The sequence below is a fragment of the Streptomyces sp. NPDC005070 genome (assembly GCF_053600395.1).
Window position 1 is genome coordinate 22,724 of the sequence record NZ_JBSFZS010000065.1, and the last position, 23,442, is coordinate 46,165.

Genomic DNA, 23,442 nt, shown 5'->3' on the forward strand with positions numbered 1-23,442 from the left:
GTCGCCGGGCGGTACGAACTGGCCACGCTCATCGGGCAGGGCGGCATGGGCCAGGTCTGGACGGCCTACGACCAACGGCTCGACCGGCGCGTCGCCGTGAAGTTGCTGCGCCCCGACAAGGTGGTCGGCCAGGAGGCCGACGAACTGCGCCGCCGCTTCGCGCGCGAGTGCCGGGTGACCGCCCAGGTCGACCACCCCGGCCTGGTCACCGTGCACGACGCGGGCAGCGAGGGCGAGGAGCTGTTCCTCGTCATGCAGTACGTCGACGGCGCCGACCTCTCCGACCATCTCGCCGAACACGACCCCTACCCGTGGCAGTGGGCGGTCGCGGTCGCCGCGCAACTGTGCGCCGTACTGAGCGCCGTGCACTCCGTGCCGATCGTCCACCGCGATCTCAAGCCGCGCAACGTGATGGTGAAGCAGGACGGCACGGTGACCGTCCTCGACCTCGGCGTCGCCTCCGTCATGGACACCGACACGACCCGCCTCACACACACCGGCTCCCCCATCGGCTCGCCGGCCTACATGGCGCCCGAGCAGGCGATGGGCGGCGCGGTGGGTCCGTACACCGACCTGTACGCGCTCGGTGTGCTGATACACGAACTGCTCAGTGGCGACGTGCCGTTCAAAGGCTCGACGGCGCTCGGGGTGCTGCACCGGCACCTGTACGAGCAGCCGCTGCCCGTGCGCCGGCTGCGGCCCGAGATCCCGGAGGCGCTGGAGGGCCTGGTCCTGCGCCTGCTCGCCAAGGACCCGCAGCACCGGCCCGCCTCCGCGCAGGAGGTGTACGAGCACCTGGTGCCGCTCCTGCCCGCGCGCGGAACACCCACCGGGGCACCGCTCGACCCCACGCGCCCTTTTCTGCGCCCGCACGCCCCCTGGCCGGACCGTGCGCGCACACCCGCACCCCGTCCGGCCCCCGCGGTGCGAGCGAAGACGACCGATGTCGCGGGCGCCGTCGACGAGGTGAAGCGCCTTCTCGGCGAGGGCCGCATCACGCAGGCCGTCGACATCCTCGGCGCGATCCTGCCCGTCGCCGCAGAGCAGCACGGCGAGCGCTCCCCGGTCGTGCGCACCCTGCGCAAGCAGTACGCGGCGACGCTCATGGACGACGGCCAGTACCGGCGCGCACTGCCCGAACTGCGCCGCCTCGCCGACGAACGCGCCTCCGAAGCCGGCCTGGCCGACCCCCAGTCCCTGCGCTATCGCTACGAATCCGCCCAGTGTCTGGAGCAGTTGGGAGACCCGGCGGCGGCGCTCGCCGAGTACCGCGCGCTGCTGCCGTACTACGAGAACCAGTACGCGGCCGACGACCCGGAACTCGCCTTCGACGTCCGCCGCCGCATCGGTCACCTGCTGCTGGCGCTGGGCGACCGCGCCGCCGCCCACGACACACTGGCCCGGCTGCTGCACGACGTCGAGCGGACGCACGGCCCCGGACACCCGCTCGCGGTCGAGATCCGGCGGACACTGCAATGGCTGGGGCAGGTGCGTGGCTAGGGCCTGTCTGACAATTCGCGTCGTCGCCCGAAGGGCGGCCCGGAGTGCGTGCATGGCGTCGCCGGGCAGACGGGAATTGTCAGACAGGCCCTAGTGCCGCGGCAGGCGACGTTCACCCGCCGCGGCACTGGTTTTTGCCATGCCCTGAGAGGATCTTGTGACTCTCCAGAGGCATTCTTTCCCGAACGGGTATACGCGGCCGGTTAGGTTGCGCTCTGTTTCGTGCCGCGCGCGCCGCGCTCCGCGCCGTGTGCGCCGTCATCGCACAACCGCCGGTACACCGGCACAACCAGGGGTGGATCCACATGTCCGACCATCGTCAGTCGAGGAAGCGCCGGTACATCACGTGGGGGGTGGCCGGGGTCGCGGTCGTCGCCGGCGCCGGTATCGCCGCGCAGACCTCCATGGCCGCCACGACCTGGCCCGCCCAGAAGACCTACACCGGCCGCGCCTTCGACACCTGCGCCGCGCCCTCGCTCACCGCGATGAAGGCCTGGCACACCGGCTTCTACGGGGCCGCGGCCGTGTACATCGGCGGCAAGAACCGCGGGTGCGCCCAGCCCAACCTCACCGCGTCCTGGGTGAAGTCGGTCAGCACGCTGGGCTGGAAGCTCATCCCGCTGTACGTCGGCGCTCAGCCGTCCTGCCAGACCGGGAGCAGTCCCGAGAAGATCACCGACGCGACCGCGGCCTCGCTCGGCGCGGCGGACGGAGCGGACGCGGTGGCCAAGGCCTCCGCCCTCGGCATGAAGGCCGGCAGCCCGGTGTACCTCGACATGGAGTCGTACGACATCACGAACAAGGCGTGCAACGACGCCGTGCTCACCTACGTGCGCGCCTTCGACAAGACCCTGCGCGCCAAGACGTACCGCTCCGGGTACTACGGCTTCACCAGCTCCAGTGCCAAGGCCATCGCGACCGCGACCGACAAGACGGACCTGCCCGGCAACCTCTGGTACGCGCTGTGGGACAAGTCGAACACGACGACCACCGACTGGCCTTGGGGTGCGACCCAGTTCACCGGCCACAGCCGTGCGCACCAGTACATGGTCAACAGCAAGGAGACCATCGGCGGCGTCACGATCACCGTGGACCGCGACGCCTGGGACGCGCCCGTCGCCATCACCGGCTGACGCGCGGACGGCCCTGGGAAGGGGCGGCATCCCGTCGGCCGGCCGGATCACCGGCCGGCCGCGGTCACTCGTACGGGCGGACCCTGGGCGTTCCACGAGGCGGGGAACCTTCGGCGGTGCCTGAAGTCGTCGTGAATCGTTGGTCGAATGGCTGGCCGAGAGGCGGGCCACTGCCTACCATCGATCACCGCAAGACTTTGTGCACCGCCGCACAATCTCCTCGGGAGGCTTCCTTGCACCGCCGCCGTCGCACCGCGCTCGTCCTCTCCGCCGCGCTCGCCGCCGCGGCCCCTCTGCTCACCGCGTGCGGCAGCGATGCCCATCCGGGTGCGGCGGCCGTCGTCGGCGACAGCCGGATCACCGTCTCCCAGTTGCAGGACCGGGTGGACGAGGTGCGCTCGGCCCAGCGGGCCGCCAGCAAGGACGACGCCCAGTACGCGCAGGTCGTCGCGAGCACCGCCACGCTCACCCGCGACACGCTGCACAGCATGGTCCTGGACCGGGTGCTGGACCGCGCGGCCGAGAACGCCGGTGTGACGGTGACCCGCAAGGACTCGCAAGGGATGCGGTCGGCCCTCGAACAGCAGGCGGGCGGCGCGAAGGCGCTGGAGACGACCTGGCTGTCGAACTACGGCGTGGCGCCCGAGCGCCTCGACGACAGCCTGCGCACCGAGATCGAGGCCCGCAAGCTCGCCACCGCGCTCGGTGCCGACATGAACACCACCGACGGCAAGGCCACCTTCTGGAAGGCGATGTCCGCCGCGTCCAAGGAACTCCACGTCGACCTGAATCCGCGCTATGGCACCTGGGACGTCCAGAAGAGCAGCCGCGTCGACGCGAAGACGCCGTGGGTGCGCGAGGTGTCCGCGGCGGCGGCCCAGCAGCCCGCGTAACCCGTCGCGAGGCGCGGTGGACCTGCCGCGTCCCCGGCCCTGTGGACAACTCCGGGGGTGTCGGCGGCGTGGGTTACGTTCGGGGGGTGAACGCAACCAGTGAACCGACGGGGGCCGCTCAGGGCGGCGAGGGGACCGCGGCCGATGTGACCGCGGGCGATGTGACCGGCGACGGCGCGAGCGCCACCGGTCCTGGCCGCATCGTCCTGCTCACCACCAGCCACCGGGTCGCGCCCGGCCTGCTCTCCTGGCCCGCCTGGCAGGCGCTCCACGGCGCGGACCGGGTGCTGTGCTCGGACGGCGCGCACCCGCAGGTGCCGTATCTGCGCGAGGCCGGTGTCGCGGTCGACGAGGAGGCCCCGACCGCGCGGGAACTGGTCGACGCGTGCGCCGGCGGCCGCTCGGTGGTCGTCGTCGCCACCGGGGAGGGCGAACCCCGGCTCACCGACGGTCTGGCCCGTCTCGCGGGCTCCGGCCGCATACGCATGCCGGACCTGGAGCTGCTGCCCGCCTCGTACGACCTGCCGGGCGCGCGCCTGCTCGACCTCGTCCAGGTGATGGACCGCATCCGCGCCGAGTGCCCCTGGTCGTCCCGGCAGACGCACGAGGGCCTCGCGAAATACGGCCTGGAGGAGGCGTACGAGCTCGTCGAGGCCATCGAGGAGGGCGACCGGGACGAGCTGCGGGAGGAACTCGGTGACGTCCTGCTCCAGGTCGTGTTCCACTCCCGGATCGCCGAGGACGACACGGACGCCCCGTTCTCGATCGACGACGTGGCCGGCGGGATCGTCGCCAAGCTGATCCACCGGCACCCGCATGTCTTCGGCGACGAGACGGCCACGACGCCCGAGGAGGTCAAGGAGCACTGGCTGCGCACCAAGGCCGAGGAGAAGCGGCGCACCTCCGTCACCGAGGGCGTGCCGCTCGGCCAGCCGGGCCTGGCCCTGTCGGCCAAGCTGTCGTCACGGGCGCGGACGGCGGGACTCGACGTTCCGCTGCCGTCGGGTGAGGGCGTGGGGTACGAACTGCTGGCGATGGCCGTCCGGGCCGAGGCCGAGGGCGTCGACCCCGAGGCCGCCCTGCGGGCGGCGGCACGCACGTACCGCGACGCGATCCGCGGGGCGGAACGAAGCGGGGCGGCGGAGAAGGACGAGATGGAAGAGAAGGACGAGAAGGACGAGATGGAAGGGGAGGGCTGAGGGGGTCCGGGTCACGGCCCGGGTCACGGGTCGGGGTCGCGGTCGGTGTGCGGTCCGCCGGGTCAGGGGCCGAGGGTGCGGTCGGTCGAGTTGTGCCAGGCGGCCGGTGGGCGGTCCAGGAGCCACTGGGCCGCGCCCACCGGGCGGGGACGTCCCTCGCCGGTCGGTGGCAGCGGGTCGTGGAAGAACCGCTCGGCCGGTGTCCCCAGAAGGGGGAGAGCGTCGCCGACCTCCTCGACGAGATCGGGCGGACCGGCGACGTAGACGTCGTGCCGGGGCCAGCCCGCCCGGTTGCCCAGCGCGGTGAGCAGCCGTTCGGTCGCCTGGGCCTTGGGGCGGCCGGGCGCGGGGGTGATGAAGGTGACGGTGAGCCCGGGGAGCGAGACCCGCAGGCGTTCGACGGTGGGCCGGTCGTAGAGGTGCGCGATGTCGCGGGCCACGAGGAACAGACGGGCCTCGTGGGCGGGGTCGAGCTGTTCCAGCAGGGCCTTCACCGGCGCCCAGCCCGTGCCGGCCGCGATGAGGGTGAGGGGCCGGTCGGCCGGAGTCCGCAGGGTGAGGCCGCCGCCGGGCGGGCCCAGCCGCAGTACGTCGCCCACCCGGGTCCGCCGGACGAGGGCGGTGGAGAGCACGCCGTCCTCGACACGGCTGACGTGCAGGTCGACGGTGCGGTCGGCGCGGGGCGCGTTCGCGAGGGAGTAGGGGCGCCAGACACGTGACAGATGGGGCACGCTGACACTGACGTACTGGCCGGGGGAGTAGGTGAGCCGTTGCCGCGGCCGCAGGGTGAGGACGACGAGGTCCTCGCCGTGCCGGGTGCGGGAGACGATCTCCGCGTCCCACCAGAGCGGCTCGCCGTGGTGCCGGGCCTCCCAGGCGCCCTCCAGCATGCTCCGGGCGATCGACCCGTACGCGGCGGTCCAGGCCTTCTCGGCCTCGGCGCTCCAGGCCGAGCCCGAGACGACCGCGAACGCGGCGAGCAGGCTCTCCCCCACGGCCGCGTAGTGCTCGGGCCGGGTCAGGTACTTGCGGTGGTCGCGGCCGAGGCTCCGTAAGTACCGCGGCAGGTCCGGATCCTCCAGCTTGTCCATGATGAAGGTGAGCGCCGCGAAGAGCCGGTCCCGCTGCCGTTCCATGTCCTGGGCGAGGTCCGCCGGGAACAGCGCGCGGAGCTGTGGGTTGTGGCGGAAGAGGTGCGAGTAGAAGTACTTGACCGCGAACTCGGCCCGTCGTTCCACGACCGCGAAGCTGGATCTGAGAATTTCGGGGTCCACGGCAGGAAAGTAGGGAGATGCCGGGCGCCGGGGTCAAACAGCCGGCCATGTCAGGACGGCCCGGGGTGAAACGGGCGTTCGGGGGCGCGGCCTCCCAAGGACCCGGTGGTCAGGCGGTCGCCGTCTCCCGCGGGCCTGGTGGTCGGGAAGTCGCCGTCTCCGCGCGGACCCGGTGAGCGGGAGGGCGTCGGTTCGGCCGACCCGGTGGGCGGGGGCCTGCGCGCCGGGGCGGATACCGTCGGGGAGTGACCGAGCACGAAGCCTCCGCCAGCGCCGCCCCCGAACTCTTCACCTGGGAGTTCGCCACCGACCCCTACCCGGCCTACGCCTGGCTCAGGGAGAACGCGCCCGTGCACCGCACGCGGCTGCCCAGCGGGGTCGAGGCCTGGCTCGTCACGCGGTACGCCGACGCCAAGCAGACGCTCGCCGACCAGCGGCTGTCCAAGAATCCCGCGCATCACGACGAGCCCGCGCACGCGAGGGGCCGGACCGGGATCCCCGGGGAACGCAAGGCCGAGCTGATGACGCATCTGCTGAACATCGACCCGCCGGACCACACCCGGCTGCGGAAGCTCGTCAGCAAGGCGTTCACACCGCGGCGCGTGGCCGAATTCGCGCCGCGGGTGCAGGAGCTGACGGATCAGCTCATCGCCGGGTTCGCGGCCAGGGGTTCCGCGGACCTCATCCACGAGTTCGCCTTCCCGCTCCCCATCTACGCCATCTGCGACCTGCTCGGCGTCCCGCGCGAGGACCAGGACGACTTCCGGGACTGGGCGGGCATGATGATCCGGCACGGCGGCGGGCCGAGGGGCGGGGTCGCCCGGTCCGTGAAGAAGATGCGCGGGTATCTCGCCGAGCTCATCCACCGCAAGCGCGAGGCGCTGACCGCGGAGCCCGAGCCCGGCGAGGACCTCATCTCCGGGCTCATCCGCGCCTCCGACCACGGCGAGCACCTCACCGAGAACGAGGCCGCCGCCATGGCCTTCATCCTGCTCTTCGCCGGGTTCGAGACCACGGTCAACCTCATCGGGAACGGGATGCACGCCCTGCTCACCCACCCCGGGCAGCGGGCCCGGCTGCAGGCCTCCCTCGCGGCAGGGGAGAGCGGACTGCTGGAGACGGGGGTGGAGGAACTCCTGCGCTACGACGGGCCCGTCGAACTGGCCACGTGGCGGTTCGCGACCGAGGACGTGCGGATCGGCGGGCAGGACATCGCGGCCGGCGACCCCGTGCTCGTGGTCCTCGCGGCCGCGGACCGCGACCCCGAGCGCTTCGAACAGCCGGACACGCTCGATCTCTCACGACGTGACCTTCAGCACTTGGGTTACGGCCACGGCATCCACTACTGCCTGGGCGCGCCGCTCGCCCGGCTGGAGGGGCAGACCGCGCTCGGGACGCTCCTCAGCCGTCTTCCCGACCTCCAACTCGCCGGAGAATCGGCCGATTTGCGTTGGCGTGGAGGGCTCATTATGCGCGGATTGCGTACGCTTCCGGTGGAGTTCACCCCGGTCAAATAGGACGCGATCGGTGCATCGGCGACCCTTCGGCGGCCACGCCGAAGAGGCTCTTCCGCATACCGGAAGGACGCCCCCGCGGCCACCGGAAGATGACACTCCGTCAACTTTGTGATCTTCGCGTGATCAGTACTGCACCGACTTGTAACCAGCGTTCGAGTGCGACTACCTTCACCCATCAACGCGGCACCTGCGCCACTCACTTAGCAGGAGTCGCTGTGCTCCCCGCTGTCGCTCGAAAGGCTCTCGCATGCTCTCCGGGAACGGCCGTCACCGTCGCCCTCGCCAGGCCCCGGCTCTCATCGTCGCCGCAGGGGTGACGGGATCGGCGATCGTCATCCCGTTGCTCGCCGCGGCGAGCGCGAACGCGGCCGACGGGACCACCTGGGACCGGGTGGCACAGTGCGAGAGCGGTGGCGCGTGGAGCGCCAACGAAGGAAACGGGTACTACGGCGGCCTCCAGCTCGACCAGGACAACTGGGAGGCGCACGGCGGCCTCGAGTACGCCCCGACGGCCGACCAGGCCAGCCGCTCGCAGCAGATAGCCGTCGCCGAGAAGGTGCTCGCCGACACGGGCCTCGCGGCCTGGCCGACGTGCGGGCCGCTCTCGGGTCTCAGCAAGAGCTCCGCCGGGGTCAGCGTCGACACGGGCGTGGCCGGCGACTCGTCGAGCACCGGCAACGACTCCGGTTCGTACATTTCGTCCGGTCTGGCAACTTCGCCCAGCTCGTCCCCTTCGAGCGATTCGTCCGGTTCGAGCGAGTCCTCCGACGCGGCCGGCAGCACCGCCACGCCCAGCGCCTCGCAGAGCTCCGACAGCGCGGCCGCCGCGACCGGCAAGGGTGATGAATCGCCCAAGTCGGGACAGAAGGAAGCCTCTTCGACCCCCTCCACCTCGTCGAGTTCCGGCACCGGGCGACACCGCGGCGGGGACGCGGCGGAGAGCACGGCCGACAGCCGGACCGACGGCTCCGCGGGGCGTCATGCCGCGAGCTCCGAGACCGACGCCGCCGACACCGAGTACGTCGCAGAGGTCATCGGGAACCTCTGGAGCATTTCCGACGCCCTTGGCCTCGAAGGCGGATGGGGCGATCTGCCCCAGGTGGACACGGGGGCGGCCGACAGCGATCCCGGCCTCGTCATTCCTGGTCAGAGCGTCGCGGACACGGCCGAAACGGTGCAGAAGTAGGGGGAGTTCGCGTCACGGTTCGCCGTGGAATGTCCTATTTGGCGCAAGTGAGAGATGGGTCTCAGAAGCCCTGATCGTCTTTGAAATTCCGCCAATCGACTGCTTACGGTCGTGACCGCTCGCCACAGCGGGCTCCGACGGTCGCAACGCCGAATCCTGCCAACGGCCGTACGGGAACAGTCGTCGCGTCATGCGCCGTAGGCAGGAGCGGGGGACCCAAGGTAAGCGCCGGGTCCGGGAGTCGAGAGACACCCGGGAACGGCTTGGGGTGAAGCCGCGTGCCGGACGTCCTGGAGACAGGGCCGAGGGCATGCGGCCGGGCAACTCATTCGGCCCGAACCCGACAGCTCACCTCGCAGGCGTCGGTGAGGGGATCTCTCCATGCTGTTCTCCGGCAAGGGCAAGCACCGCCGCCCGAACAAGGCCACCCGTGTCGCCACGCTCGCCGGTGTCACCGGCGTCGCCATCGCCGCCCCGCTGATGGCGGCCGGCAACGCCTCCGCCGCCACCACCTCCGAGTGGGACACCGTCGCCCAGTGCGAGTCCGGCGGCAACTGGTCCATCAACACCGGCAACGGCTACTACGGCGGCCTCCAGTTCTCGTCCTCCACCTGGGCCGCGTACGGCGGCACCGCCTACGCCTCGACCGCCGACCAGGCCTCGAAGGCGCAGCAGATCGCCATCGGCGAGAAGGTCCTCGCCGCTCAGGGCAAGGGCGCCTGGCCGACCTGCGGCACCGGCCTGTCGAGCACCCCGAACGACGGCGGCTCGGCCCCGGCGGCCCCGTCGGCGCCCTCCTCGTCGAGCGCCTCGCAGCAGAGCGCCCCGGCCACCCGTACGACGGAGCAGCCCGCCTCCCGTTCCGCGGAGCGCCCCGCCGCACAGAAGACCGTCACCACCCCGGCCGGCAAGAAGGTCAAGAAGGGCGACGGCGAGTACAAGGTCGTCAAGGGTGACACCCTCAGCTCGATCGCCGAGAAGAAGCACGTCAAGGGCGGCTGGCAGAAGCTGTTCAAGCTGAACAAGGGCATCGTCGCCGACGCCGACTTCATCTACCCGGGCCAGCAGCTCCACCTGCGCTGAGCAGCGCGGCACGCCGGTTGACCCGGCCGCTTTCGGCGGAGGGCGGCCGTGATTCCGGCACCGCGCCGCGACGCCCCAGGCAATGCCCCCTCGTGGGATCTCCGCACGCACCGGAGACCCGCCGAGGTCCCCCGTCCCCACGGGTTCCCCGCTCCGGCACGTGTTCCCCCGCACGTGTCGGAGCGGGGTTTTTTATTCCTTTTTTTGTTCCGTTCAGGAACAATATGTAGGCTCAGTCCGCTCAAGGGGTGGTCGATCGCTGGCCGATCCCCCTGAGCCGGTTAGGCTCATCCCGCGGGGCTGCCGAGCCCCGCGTACCCGCGTCACATCCCATAAGGAGATGCTCGTGCCGTCCATCGACGTCGTCGTAGCCCGGGAAATCCTGGACTCCCGAGGCAACCCCACGGTCGAGGTCGAGGTCGGCCTCGACGACGGCAGCACGGGTCGTGCCGCCGTTCCGTCCGGCGCCTCCACCGGAGCGTTCGAGGCCATCGAGCTTCGCGACGGTGACCCGAACCGCTACCAGGGCAAGGGTGTCGAGAAGGCCGTCCTCGCCGTCATCGAGCAGATCGGCCCGGAGCTCGTCGGCTACGACGCCACCGAGCAGCGCCTGATCGACCAGGCGATGTTCGACCTGGACGCCACCGACAACAAGGGCTCGCTCGGCGCCAACGCCATCCTCGGCGTCTCGCTCGCCGTCGCGCACGCCGCCTCCGAGGCGTCCGACCTGCCGCTCTTCCGTTACCTGGGCGGACCGAACGCGCACCTGCTGCCCGTTCCGATGATGAACATCCTGAACGGCGGCTCGCACGCCGACTCCAACGTGGACATCCAGGAGTTCATGATCGCCCCGATCGGCGCGGAGTCCTTCTCCGAGGCCCTGCGCTGGGGCGCCGAGGTCTACCACACCCTCAAGAAGGTGCTGAAGACCAAGGGCCTGTCCACCGGCCTCGGCGACGAGGGCGGCTTCGCCCCGAACCTCGAGTCCAACCGCGCCGCCCTCGACCTCATCCTCGAGGCCGTCAAGGAGGCCGGTTACATCCCCGGCGAGCAGATCGCCCTCGCCCTCGACGTCGCCGCCTCCGAGTTCTACAAGGACGGCAAGTACCTCTTCGAGGGCAAGGAGCGCTCCGCCGCCGAGATGACCGAGTACTACGCCGAGCTCGTCGCGGCGTACCCGCTCGTCTCCATCGAGGACCCGCTGTACGAGGACGACTGGGCCGGCTGGAAGGTCATCACCGACAAGCTGGGCGACAAGGTCCAGATCGTCGGCGACGACCTCTTCGTCACCAACCCGGAGCGCCTGGCCCGCGGTATCGAGGAGGGCTCCGCCAACGCCCTGCTCGTCAAGGTCAACCAGATCGGTTCGCTGACCGAGACCCTGGACGCCGTCGAGCTGGCCCAGCGCAACGGCTTCAAGTGCATGATGTCCCACCGCTCCGGCGAGACCGAGGACGTCACCATCGCCGACCTCGCGGTCGCCGTGAACTGCGGTCAGATCAAGACCGGCGCCCCGGCCCGCTCGGACCGTGTCGCCAAGTACAACCAGCTCCTGCGCATCGAGGAGATCCTCGACGACGCCGCGGTCTACGCCGGCCGCAGCGCCTTCCCGCGCTTCAAGGGCTGAGCCTCGCGCCTCTCAGGAAGCGTCCTCCGTACGTCCCCGTACCCGGTCCCGTACCGTGTGCGGGGACGTACGCACGTGACGGGCCCGTACGGCGGGCCGGTAGTGGGGAGGCGGGACTCATGGCCGTGAAGGACCGGGACCGGTTCTCCACCTCGACCAGGCTGAAGCTGCTCGGCGAGCAGACGGCGGCCAGGGTCTACCGCTCCCAGACCAAGCGGCAGGCGCGCCGCTCCCGGCTCACCGGCCGGGCCGCGCTGCTCGCCATGGTCCTGTGCTCCCTGATCGTCGCCCTCGCGTACCCGATGCGGCAGTACGTCTCCCAGCGCGCCCAGATCGGCGATCTGGAGCGGCAGCGGGAGCAGGCCCGGCAGCGGGTCGAGCAGCTCCGCGACCTCAAGGCGCGCTGGCAGGACGACGCGTACGCCAAGCAGCAGATCCGGCAGCGGCTGCACTATGTGATGCCGGGCGAGACCGGCTACATCGTGATCGACCCGGACGCCGCGAAGCAGTCCCGTGCCGAACGGGGCACCGCCGACCGCCCCTGGTACACCAACGTGTGGGACGGCGTGGACAAATCCGACGCCGCCGACCGCTGACGACCCATGAACTGACCAGAAAGACACGTGACGCACGGCATGGAAACGCCACCCCCCACCACCCCGCGCACCGAGCCCACCGACGCCGACGTCGAGGCCTTCAAGCAGCAGCTCGGCCGGCCGCCGCGCGGGCTGCGCGCGATCGTGCACCGCTGCCCCTGCGGCCAGCCGGACGTGGTGGAGACGGCGCCCCGCCTCCCCGACGGCACGCCGTTCCCGACCACGTACTACCTGACGTGCCCGCGGGCCGCGTCCGCGATCGGGACGCTGGAGGCCAACGGGGTCATGAAGGAGATGACCGAACGGCTGGCCACCGACCCCGAGCTGGCCGCGGCCTACCGCGCCGCCCACGAGGACTACATCGCGCGCCGTGACGCGATCGACGTCCTGGAGGGCTTCCCGAGCGCGGGCGGCATGCCGGACCGGGTGAAGTGCCTGCACGTCCTGGTGGCGCACTCGCTGGCCGCAGGACCGGGCGTCAACCCGCTCGGCGACGAGGCCATCGCGATGCTGCCCGAGTGGTGGCGCAAGGGCGCCTGTGTCACCCAGGCCGGCCCGCAGGCCGGCGACGAGTCCGCCGAGGACGGCCGGTGACCCGCGTCGCCGCCGTCGACTGCGGTACGAACTCCATCCGCCTTCTGGTGGCCGACGCGGACCCGCGGACGGGCGAACTCACTGACCTGGACCGGCGGATGACCATCGTCCGGCTGGGCCAGGGCGTCGACCGCACCGGGCGGCTCGCCCCCGAGGCGCTGGAGCGGACCTTCGCCGCCTGCCACGCCTACGCGCGGACCATCAAGGAGCACGGCGCCGAGCGACTGCGCTTCGTCGCCACCTCCGCCTCCCGCGACGCCGAGAACCGGGACGAGTTCGTGCGCGGGGTGCTGGACATCCTCGGCGTCGAGCCCGAGGTCGTCACCGGGGACCAGGAGGCCGAGTTCTCCTTCACCGGCGCGACCAGGGAGCTGGCCGGGCGCGACGACCTCGCCACGCCCTACCTGGTCGTGGACATCGGCGGCGGCTCGACCGAGTTCGTCGTCGGCACCGACCATGTGCGCGCGGCACGCTCCGTGGACATCGGCTGCGTACGGATGACGGAACGTCACCTCGTGCGCGACGGCGCGGTCACCGACCCGCCCACCGCCGAGCAGGTCGCGGCCATGCGCGCCGACATCGAGGCCGCCCTCGACCTCGCCGAGGAGACGGTCCCGCTGCGCGAGGCGCGCACCCTGGTGGGGCTGGCCGGCTCGGTCACCACGATCGCGGCCATCGCGCTGGACCTCGCCGAGTACGACTCCGAGCGGATCCACCACTCCCGCGTCTCCCTCGCGCGCGTCCACGAGATCACCGAGTGGCTGCTGCGCTCCACGCACGCCGAGCGCGCGGCCGTCCCCTCCATGCACCCGGGCCGGGTGGACGTGATCGGGGCCGGTGCCCTCGTCCTGCTCTCGATCATGGAGCGGACCGGTGCCGAGGAGGTCGTGGTCAGTGAGCACGACATCCTCGACGGCATCGCCTTCAAGGTCGCGGAGGACGCCGAAGCGGCCCGGCGGGGCGACTGACGCCGGCTGGGTGACCGACGCCCGGCGACGCGTCGAGAACGGGTGTGAGACGGCCCCGGCTCCGTTCCCGAGGGGCCGGGGCCGTCGGCGTCCTCCGGCGGCCGAACAGGGCTCTGGAGCGCCGTCTGGGCCGGGCCGCGCGGGCGTGGCACGGGTCTCCTTTGCTACTGATCGGTAGCCTCGGCTGAGCGGGTCGGATAGCGTATGAGCGTGCCGGAGGGGGTCCTGGACGCCCTCCCGTAAGGCTTCGTCGAGAAACTTCGTGAAGTTCTTCACAAGGAAAAGGCCCCTGCCGAGCGACGAAGGGGCCGCGAAGGGGCCACTTGGGCCCTTCCGCGGGGCCGGGCGGGTCCGGCAGCATGCTCGGTGAAGCGTTGCGGCCGCGTTTCAGGGCGATGAAACACAGGTGTGGTCCGCTCGGCCGAACGGGTTGGGCCGCAGCTCACGCGGTGTTGACAACGGTACGAACCGTACGGCGGTCCACCCCTGCCGCCATGACCTCGGTCACGGGGGCGGCGGAGTGTAGCAGAGCCCCTGTCCGAGCTTGTGAAGGGGCGCACGAGCGACCCCCCTGAACCGGGTGGATACTCGATGGCATGAGCACCACGGAGCGTCCCAGGATCCTCGTAGTAGGCGGTGGGTACGTAGGCCTGTACGCAGCTCGGCGCATCCTCAAGCAGATGCGCTACGGAGAGGCGACCGTCACGGTCGTCGACCCCCGGTCGTACATGACCTACCAGCCCTTCCTCCCCGAAGCAGCCGCCGGCAGCATCTCGCCGCGGCACGTCGTCGTCCCGCTGCGGCGTGTACTTCCCAAGGCGGAGGTCCTCACCGGCCGGGTCACCACCATCGACCAGGACCGTAAGGTCGCCACGGTCGCCCCCCTCGTGGGCGAGGCGTACGAGCTGCCCTTCGACTACCTCGTCATCGCGATGGGCGCGGTCTCCCGCACCTTCCCGATCCCCGGTCTCGCCGAGCAGGGCATCGGCATGAAGGGCATCGAGGAGGCCATCGGCCTGCGCAACCACGTTCTCGAGCAGCTCGACAAGGCCGACTCCACCACGGACGAGGACGTCCGCCGCAAGGCGCTGACCTTCGTCTTCGTGGGTGGCGGCTTCGCCGGCGCCGAGACCATCGGTGAGGTCGAGGACATGGCCCGTGACGCGGCCAAGTACTACAGCAGCGTGTCCCGCGAGGACATGCGCTTCATCCTCGTCGACGCCGCGGACAAGATCCTTCCCGAGGTCGGCCCCAAGCTCGGCCAGTACGGCAAGGAGCACCTGGAGAGCCGCGGTGTGGAGATCTACCTCTCCACCTCCATGGACTCCTGCGTCGACGGCCACGTCGTGCTGAAGAACGGCCTCGAGGTCGACTCCAACACGATCGTCTGGACGGCCGGCGTCAAGCCGAACCCCGTTCTCTCCCGCTTCGGTCTGCCGCTCGGCCCGCGTGGCCACGTGGACACCCAGACCACCCTCCAGGTGCAGGGCACGGACTACATCTGGGCCGCGGGCGACAACGCCCAGGTGCCGGACGTCGCCGCCCGCAAGGCCGGTGTCGAGAACGCCTGGTGCCCGCCGAACGCGCAGCACGCGCTGCGTCAGGCCAAGATCCTCGGCGACAACGTGATCTCCGGTATGCGGGGCTTCCCGCAGAAGGAGTACGCGCACGCCAACAAGGGCGCCGTGGCCGGTCTCGGTCTGCACAAGGGCGTCGCGATGATCGTCATGGGCAAGATGAAGATCAAGCTCAAGGGCCGTCTCGCCTGGTACATGCACCGCGGCTACCACGGTCTGGCCATGCCGACCTGGAACCGCAAGATCCGCGTCTTCGCCGACTGGACGCTCGCGATGTTCCTCAAGCGCGAGGTCGTCTCCCTGGGTGCCATGGAGACTCCGCGCGAGGAGTTCTACGAGGCCGCCAAGCCGGCTCCGGCCGCTCCGGCGCCCGCCGTCAAGACCGAGGAGAAGGCCAAGGCCTCCTGACCTCCGGTCACCGAACGCCCCGAAGGGGCCGCCCGCCATCCGTGGTGCGGGCGGCCCCTTCGGCGTTTCCTCCTCCCCGCGCGGCTCGGCGCACCCGGCGCGTCCATCAAAGCGTGGTGCATGCACATATTTTGCGAATCTGTGTCGTGGAGGGGGGACTGCGCGCCGACGGGGTAGATGTTTACGTGGTGTCGGAGCGTTCGGGAGTGCTGTCTCGGAGGTGTACGCCATGCAGGACGCCGCGCCGCGGCTCAAAGGCCTTGTCGAACAGTTGCTGGGAACCCCGCTCCCGTTGCGCGTCCGCGCCTGGGACGGTTCGGAAGCGGGTCCGCCCGCGGCACCGGCGCTCGTCGTCCGCAACCGGCGGGCCCTGCGCCGACTGCTGTGGAAGCCGGGCGAGTTGGGACTGGCCCGCGCCTGGGTCTCCGGCGACCTGGGCATCGAGGGGGACCTGTACACCGCCCTGGATCTGATCTCCGGGCTCGTCTGGGAGCGCGGCGAGGACGCGCGCGGACTCGGGGCGGCGCTGCGTGATCCCGAGGTGCGCGCCGCCGTCCGCGGGCTGGTGAGGATGGCGGGACTGCCGCTGCCGCCCGCCCCGCCCCCGGAGGAGGTGCGCCGACGCCGCCATCTGCACACCAGGCGCACCGACCGGAGCGCGATCAGCCACCACTACGACGTCGGCAACGACTTCTACGCGCTCGTCCTCGGCCCGTCCATGGTCTACTCGTGCGCCTACTGGCGGGAGGGCGGCACCCTGGAGGAGGCGCAGCGCGACAAGCTCGAACTCGTCGCCCGGAAGCTGGCCCTGAAGCCCGGTCAGCGGCTCCTGGACGTCGGCTGCGGCTGGGGCTCGATGGCCGTGCACGCCGCCCGCGACCACGGCGTGCGGGTGGTCGGGGTGACCCTGTCGCAGGAACAGGCCGCGTACGCCCGTAAACGGGTCGCGGAGGAGGGCCTGACCGACCGGGTGGAGATCAGGGTGCAGGACTACCGGGACGTCACCGACGGGCCCTACGACGCGATCTCCTCCATCGGGATGGCCGAACACGTCGGCGCCGAGCGCTACCTGGAGTACGCCGAGACGCTCGGCCGCCTTCTCACCCCCGGGGGGCGGCTGCTCAACCACCAGATCGGCCGGCGCCCGCAGCGCGACGAATCGTCGTACGCCGTCGACGCGTTCATCGACGCCTATGTGTTCCCCGACGGCGAACTCGCCCCCGTCGGGACGACCGTGGCGCTGCTCGAACGGGCCGGGTTCGAGGTGCGTGACGTCGAGGCCCTGCGCGAGCACTACGCGCTGACCCTGCGCCGCTGGGTCGCCAATCTGGAGGCGGGATGGTCCCGTGCGGTCCGGCTCACCGGTGTCGGCCGGGCCCGCGTCTGGCGGCTGTACATGGCGGCGAGCGCGGTCGCCTTCGAGCGCAACGAGATCGGCGTCAACCAGGTGCTGGCGGTGAAGACTCCGGGCACGTCCGGCTCGTCCGGGATGCCGCTGCGGGCGAGAACCTGGAACTGACGCGCCCGAAGCGCCGGCGCGCACGCGGAGGGGGTCCCGATCCGTCCGGAACGGGACCCCCTCACCTGCGTTCCCGGGCTCACCCGTCTTCCCGGGCCGCCGCCGCGGCCCGGTCGCCGTGCCCGGTCACTCGGACTTGATCGCCCCCAGCATGTTCAGGCGGGCCGCCCGGCGGGCCGGCCAGAGCGCGGCCAGGACGCCGACGGTCGCCGCGAGCAGCAGGAAGAGCGCCATCCGGCCCCAGGGCAGGACGAGTTCGTACGTCGACATCCTGCTGCCCAGCAACTCGCCGGCCGCCCAGCCGAAGAAGACGCCGAGACCGATGCCGAGGACACCGCCGAAGAGCGAGATGACCAGGGACTCGAGACGGACCATCCGCTTGATGCCCTTGCGGTCCAGGCCGATCGCGCGGAGCATCCCGATCTCCTGCGAGCGCTCGAAGACCGACATCGCGAGGGTGTTGATGACGCCGAGGACGGCGACGATCACCGCCATCGCCAGCAGGCCGTAGAGCATGTTCAGCATCAGCGTGAACATCCGGGCGATGTCGTCGGAGATGTCCTGCCTGTCCTGGACCTTGACGGCGGGGTTGTCGCCGAGGGCCTTCTCCAGCTTGTCCTTGGCCGCGGCCGAGGCGCCGCCCGCCGTCTTCACCATGACCTGCATGTCGGAGGTGTCACGCTGGTGCGGGGAGAGCGTGGCGGTGTCGAGGATGATGCCCTGGAGCATCTCGTTGCCCTCGTAGACCCCGGCGACGGTCAGGCGTTCCTTCGCGCCGTCCTCGTACGAGACCTGGAAGTGCGAACCGGCCTTCCATCCGTGGGACTTCGCCGTTTCCGAGTCGGCCACGACCCGGCTGCCGCCGACCTCGAAGGCGCCGTCGGTGACGTCGAGGTCGGTGAGCTTGCCGATGGCCGGGCCGTTGACGCCGGTCAGGAACTCCGTCTGCCGGTCGATGCGGGAGGGCGCGTTGCGCAGCGGGCTGATGTCGGTGACCCCGTCGACCGCGGCGAGCTTCTTCTCGACGTCGGGGGAGAGGGAGTTGCCGTTCGCCATCGACACGACGTAGTCCGCCTTGATCGCCGAACCGGCCATCTTGTCGATCGACTTCTGCAGACTGCCGGCCATCACCGTCATGCCGGTGATCAGCGTGAGACCGATCATCAGCGCCGAGGCGGTGGCGGCGGTGCGGCGCGGATTGCGCACCGAGTTCTGCCGGGCCAGCTTGCCGGAGATCCCGAAGACCCGCAGGACCGGAGCCGCCGCGGCGATCAGCGGCCGGGACAGCAGCGGGGTGAGGACGAAGACGCCGATGATGAGCAGCACGGCGCCGAGACCCATCGGGGCCTGTCCGTCCGAGCCGTCCATCGTCGTGGCGTAGAGGACCACGGCGACACCCGCGGCCGCGAGCAGGGCGCCGAGCGTGTTCCGCAGGACCAGGGACTTCGTCGTCGCCTTCGCGTGGAGGCTGCTCATCGCGGCGACCGGCGGGATCTTCGCGGCTCGCCGGCCGGGCAGCCACGCGGCCAGCATCGTGACGAGGACGCCGACGAGCAGCGCCGTGCCGACCGTGCCCGGCGAGACGACCAGCGGGCCGTCCGGCACCGTGGCCCCCAGCGTGCCCATCAGGGAGCGCATCGCGGCACCGATGCCGATACCGGCGGCGAGCCCGCCGGCGGCCGCCACCGCGCCGACCACGAACGCCTCGATCAGCACCGACCGGGTGACCTGGCGGCGGGAGGCGCCGACGGCGCGCAGCAGCGCCAGTTCCTTGGTGCGCTGGGCGACCAGCATGGTGAAGGTGTTGGCGATGATGAACGTGCCGACGAACAGCGCGATCCCGGCGAAGACGAGCAGGCCCGTCTTCATGCCGCTCATCGCCGCCGAGATCTGCTCGGCCTGGTCGTCGGCGAGCTGCCGGCCGGTGACGGTGGAGGCGGTGTCCTTCGGTACGACGGCGTCGAGCGCCTCGCGCAGCGCGTTCTGGCTGGTGCCCGGCGCGGCCTTCACGTCGATCTCGTCGTAGGAGCCGGCCGAGTGGAACAGCTTCTGCGCGGTCGCCGTGTCGAACAGGGCGAGGCTGCCGCCCGCGGCCACGTTGCCGTCGTCGGTGCTGAAGATGCCGGCGACGACGGGCTTGAGGACGGGGCCGTCGACCGACAGGCGTACGGTGTCGCCGATCTTGTAGCCGGCCCGCCTGGCGGTCTCGGCGTCGATCGCGATCTCGCCGGTGCCGTGCGGCGCGTGCCCGGCCGTCAGGGGATAGCGGGGGTCCTTGTCGCCCCAGAAGTTGCCGCCCTGCGACTGGAAGCCGCCGCCGATGAGCTTGCCGTCCTTGCCGGCGATGGCGGTGAAGCCGTCGACGACGCCGATCGCGGAGGCGGCCCCCGGTACCCGGGCGGCCTTGTCGAGCAGGGAACGCGTCAGCTTGTGCGTCGCGCCGATGGTGTCGCCCGAGTCGGCCGCGCTCTCGGGGCGGATGGCGACGTCGACCTGGTCGAAGCCCTTGGCGGAGCTCTTCTGGTAGGCGTCCGAGATGGTGTTGGTGAAGACCAGGGTCCCCGAGACGAAGGCGACGCCGAGGAGGACGGCGAGCACGGTCATCAGGAGTCTGGCCTTGTGCGCGAACACGTTGCGCAAGGCGGTACGGAACATGGTGTGTCTCAGTCCAGGTGTACGAGGAGTGGGGGCGCGTCGGGTGGGCTCGGCCCGCGTCAGCTCGTGCGGTTCGTGCCGTCGAGTTCGGGGGTCCGGGGGTTTCCCCCGGGAAGGCTCCGCATGAGGTCGAGGACCGAGCCGGCGGTCGGCTCGTACACCTCGTCGACGATCCGTCCGTCCGCGAGGAAGACGACCCGGTCCGCGTAGGCGGCGGCCACCGGGTCGTGCGTCACCATCACCACGGTCTGGCCGAGTTCGCGTACGGAGTTGCGCAGGAAGCCGAGGACCTCCGCGCCCGAGCGCGAGTCGAGGTTTCCGGTCGGCTCGTCGCCGAAGATGATCTCGGGGCGGGAGGCGAGGGCGCGGGCGACGGCGACGCGCTGCTGCTGGCCGCCGGAGAGCTGGGAGGGACGGTGGCTCAGCCGGTCCGCGAGGCCGATCATCTTGATGACGGTGTCCAGCCACTCCTTGTCGGGCTTGCGGCCCGCGATGTCCATCGGGAGCGTGATGTTCTCCAGGGCCGTCAGCGTCGGCAGCAGGTTGAACGCCTGGAAGATGAAGCCGATCTTGTCCCGGCGCAGCTTGGTGAGCTGCTTGTCCTTCAGGGAGCCGAGTTCGGTGTCGCCGATGCGCACCGAGCCGGAGGAGAAGGTGTCGAGGCCCGCCACGCAGTGCATCAGCGTGGACTTGCCCGACCCCGAGGGGCCCATGATCGCGGTGAACTCGGCCTGCCGGAAGGCGACGCTGACCCGGTCGAGCGCGACCACCTGGGTCTCGCCCTGCCCGTAGACCTTCGACAGTTCCGTGGCGCGGGCTGCGACCGCGGTGCTTGTGCCGGCGAGGGGAGTGGTGGTCACGGGAGGGTGCTCCTGTCGGGACGAGGACGTTGCTGGGGACGTGTTCCATCGTCCGTGCCGATCCGCGGCGTGTAGTCACCCGCTGTTCTGGTTCCGGGGGCAGCCTCGGGTCGGACCGCGAGCGGTCGTGTCATACCTGGGTATGACGGAACGCCCTGAGAACCGTCCGGGTCGCCGCCGGGGAGCGCACGGAGTGCGGCCGCACTCCCGGGAGCCGGCCCGGGACCTGGTCCGGGGCTCGGCGTGATCGCGTTCGGACGGTGAAATTCCGTCAATCCCCGTACGGGGGCTGCGAGGGTCCGGGAGGCTGTTGGCAAGTGCTGACGGCCTGTGCGGCGTACTGATGCACCCTCAGACGTCAATAAAATAAGACAACATCGGTACGCACGCCCGCTGTTCGGGGGACGCGCCCCGATAGGCTCGGAACCTCGATGCGGAGCCCATGGTCTGCCCGGATGGTGGAATGCAGACACGGCGAGCTTAAACCTCGCTGCCCCTCGCGGGCGTACCGGTTCAAGTCCGGTTCCGGGCACTTCCCGCCCCTGTGACGCAGGACGCGGGCCACAGTCGGAACTCTCCGAGCGTGGCCCGCCGGCTGCATTCCTCCCTCGCCGCCGCCCTCTGCGCGGCACCCCGCTCACCCGTTGACAGTCGCTTCCCGGCGGTGGACTGACGCTGCGACGGGGTGAAGGAAGTTTCACGGGGCGAACAGGTAGAGGGAGGGTGGGTGATGTGCACCACCGAGGCGATCCTCTTCGAGGGCCGCGTCCGGCCGGCCCGTCCGGAGCGGATCGCGAGCTCGCGCGCGGCCGCGGCGGACCTGGCGGAGGGCCGTACGGGCCGCCCCGCGTGAGCGCCGTGAGCCGCTGTCGCCACGAGCGGTGTCACGGCTTCGTACCAGTGCGGGCGTAGCAGGAGGCACACGCGTACGGTGGCACAACGAGGGAAAGATCCTCCTCAAGCACTAGGGTCATTCCTTTGCCTACCCATTACCCTTGAGGCCAAGGCCACGCACGCTGGCCATGGAGGAGTGAAATGAGGAGCAGTAACCCGGTCTTCTCGCGACGGGGGTTCAGCCGCGACAGCGGCTACGCGGGCTTCAACGCGGCGCCGCAGGCCGGGGGACCCGCTGTCGGCACGCAGGGGAACCCGTACGCCCAGCAGGGCGGCAACCCCTACGCGCAGAACCCCTACGCGCAGAACCCCTACGCACAGCAGGGCCTCCAGCAGGGCGCTCCGCCGCAGGCCCCGGTCACCACCGGCCGTATGACGATGGACGACGTCGTCATGCGTTCGGCCATGACGCTCGGCACGGTCGTCGTCGGCGCCGTCCTGGCCTGGGCGCTGCTGCCGGTCTCCAGCACGAGCTACGGCCTGGCCATCGGCTCCGGCCTGGTGGCCTTCGTCCTCGCGATCGTGCAGTCCTTCAAGCGCGCCGCCTCGCCGGCGCTGATCATCGGGTACGCCGCCTTCGAGGGCGTCTTCCTCGGTGTCATCAGCGAGATGTACAACTCGCAGTGGCACGGCGCGCCCTTCCAGGCCGTGCTCGGCACCATGGCGGTCGCCGGCGCCACCCTCCTCGTCTACAAGGCAGGCTGGATCCGGGTCACCGCCCGGTACGCGCGCATCGGCATCACCATCGCCATCGCCTTCGTCGCCGTCATGGCGGTGAACCTCCTGCTGGTCGCCTTCGGGGTCGCCCCCGACGGCGGACTGCGCAGCAGCGGCCCGCTGGGCATCGCCGTCGGCATCCTGGCGATCCTGATCGGCGCGTTCTTCCTGACCCTCGACTTCAAGCAGATCCAGGACGGCATCACCTACGGTGCGCCGAAGGAAGAGGCCTGGCTGGCCGCGTTCGGCCTGACCATGACCCTCGTGTGGATCTACGTCGAGATGCTGCGACTGGTCGCCATCTTCAGCGGCAGAGACTAGTCACACCGACGGCCGGACAGGCCGTCAGCTGATGTGAAGGGCCCGCGAACCACCAGTTCGCGGGCCCTTCGTCATGGGTGCCGGTCGTCACGTGCGTGTCGTCGGACGCTGGTCGTCTCGGTGGTGCGCGCTCACAGCAGTTTGCGCGCGGCCCTCCTCAGGTCGTACTCGTGGATGATCGCTTTGGCGTGGCCGTACGCGAGGTCGTGTTCGGCGCGGAGCCAGCTCACCTTCTCCTCGAAGCGGAAGAGGGCGGGGCCTTCGTCGACGGTGCGAAGCCAGTCGGAGATCTCACGACCGGTGCAATGGGGGATGCGGGCGAGCAGGTTGCGATGGGTCTCCTCGGAGAAGACTTGGGACATCGGCGCCTCCGAACGCAAAGGGGATGTAAGCCGGTCCTTCACGCCACCGTGCCTGAGGGTTGGGTTGTTGGCAACAGTCCCGCCGCTGCGCGTAGTCTCGCGGCGTGCTGGATACGACGCCGTTGACACGAGCCGTGGACCACTTCGCCGACCGGTTGCGAGCCGCCCCGCAGAGCCGCCTGCAACGCAGTGCCGCGGCCGAGGCACTGGGGCTGGCCAGGGAGTTCGCGCTGCGCGCCCAGCGGGTCGAGGACCCGTCGGGGGAGCCCCGGCAGATGCCCGACGCCGGGATGTTCGCCGCCGCCGACCAAATCACGGTCGCCGCGCACGACTTGGCCCTCGTACTGAAGAACGAGGAGGAACTGGCCGAAGCGGTCACGCTCGTGGCCGAGGCGCAGAAACGCGCCGGGGTCTGACCTGCTCGGTCGACTCCGGCGCGCGGGGTGCCCTAGCGTCCGCCCCCGGGCACAAGTCGTCCCACAGCTCGATCCAGATCTGTCTGTCGTCCTCACCCCCCAGACGGGCGAAGGCGGCGGCCAGATCGTCGGAAGGTCTCGCG

The 23,442-nt window shown here is 70.8% G+C and carries 20 protein-coding genes, 1 tRNA gene and 1 riboswitch; of the genes, 17 read left to right on the forward strand and 4 right to left on the reverse strand.

The window, feature by feature from the left end; all coding sequences use genetic code 11:
- Positions 1-18 precede the first annotated feature (18 nt).
- From ACWEBX_RS22230 to ACWEBX_RS22245, 4 genes are all read left to right on the forward strand, one after another.
- Entirely contained in the window at positions 19-1,500 is a 1,482-nt protein-coding gene (locus tag ACWEBX_RS22230; protein ID WP_451886585.1) for a protein kinase domain-containing protein, read from the forward strand.
- A gap of 305 nt (positions 1,501-1,805) precedes the next feature.
- Positions 1,806-2,633: a glycoside hydrolase domain-containing protein gene (locus ACWEBX_RS22235; RefSeq protein ID WP_451886570.1), complete on the forward strand. Its 828-nt coding sequence runs from the start codon at positions 1,806-1,808 to the stop codon at positions 2,631-2,633.
- Between the two features lie 233 nt (positions 2,634-2,866).
- Positions 2,867-3,526: a SurA N-terminal domain-containing protein gene (locus ACWEBX_RS22240; RefSeq protein WP_451886571.1), complete on the forward strand. Its 660-nt coding sequence runs from the start codon at positions 2,867-2,869 to the stop codon at positions 3,524-3,526.
- A 146-nt stretch (positions 3,527-3,672) separates the two neighbouring features.
- On the forward strand, positions 3,673-4,725 hold the full coding sequence (locus tag ACWEBX_RS22245; protein ID WP_451886586.1) for a nucleoside triphosphate pyrophosphohydrolase: 1,053 nt from the start codon (positions 3,673-3,675) through the stop codon (positions 4,723-4,725).
- 62 nt (positions 4,726-4,787) lie between these two features.
- On the opposite strand, the gene ACWEBX_RS22250 is transcribed toward ACWEBX_RS22245, so the two are convergent.
- A complete protein-coding gene (locus ACWEBX_RS22250; protein ID WP_451886572.1) occupies positions 4,788-5,999 on the reverse strand; it encodes a globin domain-containing protein in 1,212 nt (403 codons plus the stop codon).
- Between the two features lie 245 nt (positions 6,000-6,244).
- Between ACWEBX_RS22250 and ACWEBX_RS22255 the strand changes: the two genes are divergently transcribed.
- The 9 genes from ACWEBX_RS22255 to ACWEBX_RS22295 all read left to right on the forward strand — a co-directional run bounded on the left by ACWEBX_RS22255 (position 6,245) and on the right by ACWEBX_RS22295 (position 17,074).
- Positions 6,245-7,516 carry a cytochrome P450 family protein gene (locus tag ACWEBX_RS22255; protein ID WP_451886573.1) on the forward strand — a complete coding sequence of 424 codons (1,272 nt, stop codon included), beginning with the start codon at positions 6,245-6,247 and terminating at the stop codon, positions 7,514-7,516.
- 247 nt (positions 7,517-7,763) lie between these two features.
- Positions 7,764-8,702 carry a transglycosylase family protein gene (locus ACWEBX_RS22260; RefSeq protein ID WP_451886574.1) on the forward strand — a complete coding sequence of 313 codons (939 nt, stop codon included), beginning with the start codon at positions 7,764-7,766 and terminating at the stop codon, positions 8,700-8,702.
- 183 nt (positions 8,703-8,885) lie between these two features.
- Positions 8,886-9,079, forward strand: a riboswitch (cyclic di-AMP (ydaO/yuaA leader).
- 4 nt (positions 9,080-9,083) lie between these two features.
- A complete protein-coding gene (locus tag ACWEBX_RS22265; protein ID WP_451886575.1) occupies positions 9,084-9,785 on the forward strand; it encodes a transglycosylase family protein in 702 nt (233 codons plus the stop codon).
- A gap of 340 nt (positions 9,786-10,125) precedes the next feature.
- Positions 10,126-11,412, forward strand: coding sequence for a phosphopyruvate hydratase (gene eno, locus ACWEBX_RS22270; protein ID WP_451886576.1), 1,287 nt, complete (start codon positions 10,126-10,128; stop codon positions 11,410-11,412).
- 119 nt (positions 11,413-11,531) lie between these two features.
- Positions 11,532-12,008, forward strand: coding sequence for an FtsB family cell division protein (locus ACWEBX_RS22275; RefSeq protein WP_361684034.1), 477 nt, complete (start codon positions 11,532-11,534; stop codon positions 12,006-12,008).
- Positions 12,009-12,047: 39 nt separating this feature from the next.
- A complete protein-coding gene (locus ACWEBX_RS22280; RefSeq protein ID WP_451886577.1) occupies positions 12,048-12,602 on the forward strand; it encodes a DUF501 domain-containing protein in 555 nt (184 codons plus the stop codon).
- Entirely contained in the window at positions 12,599-13,570 is a 972-nt protein-coding gene (locus tag ACWEBX_RS22285) for a Ppx/GppA phosphatase family protein (protein ID WP_451886578.1), read from the forward strand. Before ACWEBX_RS22280 ends, ACWEBX_RS22285 begins: the two co-directional genes overlap by 4 nt.
- A 596-nt stretch (positions 13,571-14,166) precedes the next feature.
- A complete protein-coding gene (locus tag ACWEBX_RS22290) occupies positions 14,167-15,555 on the forward strand; it encodes an NAD(P)/FAD-dependent oxidoreductase (protein ID WP_326787331.1) in 1,389 nt (462 codons plus the stop codon).
- A 229-nt stretch (positions 15,556-15,784) separates the two neighbouring features.
- Positions 15,785-17,074: a class I SAM-dependent methyltransferase gene (locus ACWEBX_RS22295; protein ID WP_451886579.1), complete on the forward strand. Its 1,290-nt coding sequence runs from the start codon at positions 15,785-15,787 to the stop codon at positions 17,072-17,074.
- Between the two features lie 126 nt (positions 17,075-17,200).
- Here ACWEBX_RS22295 and ACWEBX_RS22300 read toward each other — a convergent pair whose 3' ends face one another.
- Together ACWEBX_RS22300 and ACWEBX_RS22305 are read right to left on the reverse strand one after the other, a co-directional pair.
- Positions 17,201-19,729 carry an ABC transporter permease gene (locus tag ACWEBX_RS22300; protein ID WP_451886580.1) on the reverse strand — a complete coding sequence of 843 codons (2,529 nt, stop codon included), beginning with the start codon at positions 19,727-19,729 and terminating at the stop codon, positions 17,201-17,203.
- A 59-nt stretch (positions 19,730-19,788) separates the two neighbouring features.
- Positions 19,789-20,589, reverse strand: a complete 801-nt coding sequence (locus ACWEBX_RS22305) for an ABC transporter ATP-binding protein (protein WP_451886581.1) — start codon at positions 20,587-20,589, stop codon at positions 19,789-19,791.
- Between the two features lie 449 nt (positions 20,590-21,038).
- On the opposite strand from ACWEBX_RS22305, the gene ACWEBX_RS22310 reads away from it, so the two are divergent.
- From ACWEBX_RS22310 to ACWEBX_RS22320, 3 genes are all read left to right on the forward strand, one after another.
- Positions 21,039-21,121 (forward strand) — tRNA-Leu (locus ACWEBX_RS22310).
- Between the two features lie 198 nt (positions 21,122-21,319).
- On the forward strand, positions 21,320-21,442 hold the full coding sequence (locus ACWEBX_RS22315) for a hypothetical protein (RefSeq protein WP_451886582.1): 123 nt from the start codon (positions 21,320-21,322) through the stop codon (positions 21,440-21,442).
- Between the two features lie 182 nt (positions 21,443-21,624).
- Positions 21,625-22,521 carry a Bax inhibitor-1/YccA family protein gene (locus ACWEBX_RS22320; protein WP_451886583.1) on the forward strand — a complete coding sequence of 299 codons (897 nt, stop codon included), beginning with the start codon at positions 21,625-21,627 and terminating at the stop codon, positions 22,519-22,521.
- 131 nt (positions 22,522-22,652) lie between these two features.
- Here the strand turns inward: ACWEBX_RS22320 and ACWEBX_RS22325 are convergent, their stop codons facing one another.
- On the reverse strand, positions 22,653-22,883 hold the full coding sequence (locus ACWEBX_RS22325) for a DUF4287 domain-containing protein (protein ID WP_103550712.1): 231 nt from the start codon (positions 22,881-22,883) through the stop codon (positions 22,653-22,655).
- A gap of 104 nt (positions 22,884-22,987) precedes the next feature.
- Between ACWEBX_RS22325 and ACWEBX_RS22330 the strand changes: the two genes are divergently transcribed.
- Entirely contained in the window at positions 22,988-23,299 is a 312-nt protein-coding gene (locus tag ACWEBX_RS22330; protein ID WP_451886584.1) for a hypothetical protein, read from the forward strand.
- The last annotated feature ends 143 nt before the right edge of the window (positions 23,300-23,442 follow it).

Excerpts from the sequence above, each read along its gene's own strand:
- eno (WP_451886576.1), top strand. The coding sequence starts at position 10,126 with ATGCTCGTGCCGTCCATCGACGTCGTCGTAGCCCGGGAAATCCTGGAC.
- ACWEBX_RS22295 (WP_451886579.1), top strand. The coding sequence starts at position 15,785 with ATGCAGGACGCCGCGCCGCGGCTCAAAGGCCTTGTCGAACAGTTGCTG.
- ACWEBX_RS22315 (WP_451886582.1), top strand. The coding sequence starts at position 21,320 with ATGTGCACCACCGAGGCGATCCTCTTCGAGGGCCGCGTCCGGCCGGCC.
- ACWEBX_RS22260 (WP_451886574.1), top strand. The coding sequence starts at position 7,764 with ATGCTCTCCGGGAACGGCCGTCACCGTCGCCCTCGCCAGGCCCCGGCT.
- ACWEBX_RS22265 (WP_451886575.1), top strand. The coding sequence starts at position 9,084 with ATGCTGTTCTCCGGCAAGGGCAAGCACCGCCGCCCGAACAAGGCCACC.
- ACWEBX_RS22300 (WP_451886580.1), bottom strand. The coding sequence starts at position 19,729 with ATGTTCCGTACCGCCTTGCGCAACGTGTTCGCGCACAAGGCCAGACTC.
- ACWEBX_RS22275 (WP_361684034.1), top strand. The coding sequence starts at position 11,532 with ATGGCCGTGAAGGACCGGGACCGGTTCTCCACCTCGACCAGGCTGAAG.
- ACWEBX_RS22290 (WP_326787331.1), top strand. The coding sequence starts at position 14,167 with ATGAGCACCACGGAGCGTCCCAGGATCCTCGTAGTAGGCGGTGGGTAC.
- ACWEBX_RS22280 (WP_451886577.1), top strand. The coding sequence starts at position 12,048 with ATGGAAACGCCACCCCCCACCACCCCGCGCACCGAGCCCACCGACGCC.
- ACWEBX_RS22320 (WP_451886583.1), top strand. The coding sequence starts at position 21,625 with ATGAGGAGCAGTAACCCGGTCTTCTCGCGACGGGGGTTCAGCCGCGAC.
- ACWEBX_RS22325 (WP_103550712.1), bottom strand. The coding sequence starts at position 22,883 with ATGTCCCAAGTCTTCTCCGAGGAGACCCATCGCAACCTGCTCGCCCGC.
- ACWEBX_RS22235 (WP_451886570.1), top strand. The coding sequence starts at position 1,806 with ATGTCCGACCATCGTCAGTCGAGGAAGCGCCGGTACATCACGTGGGGG.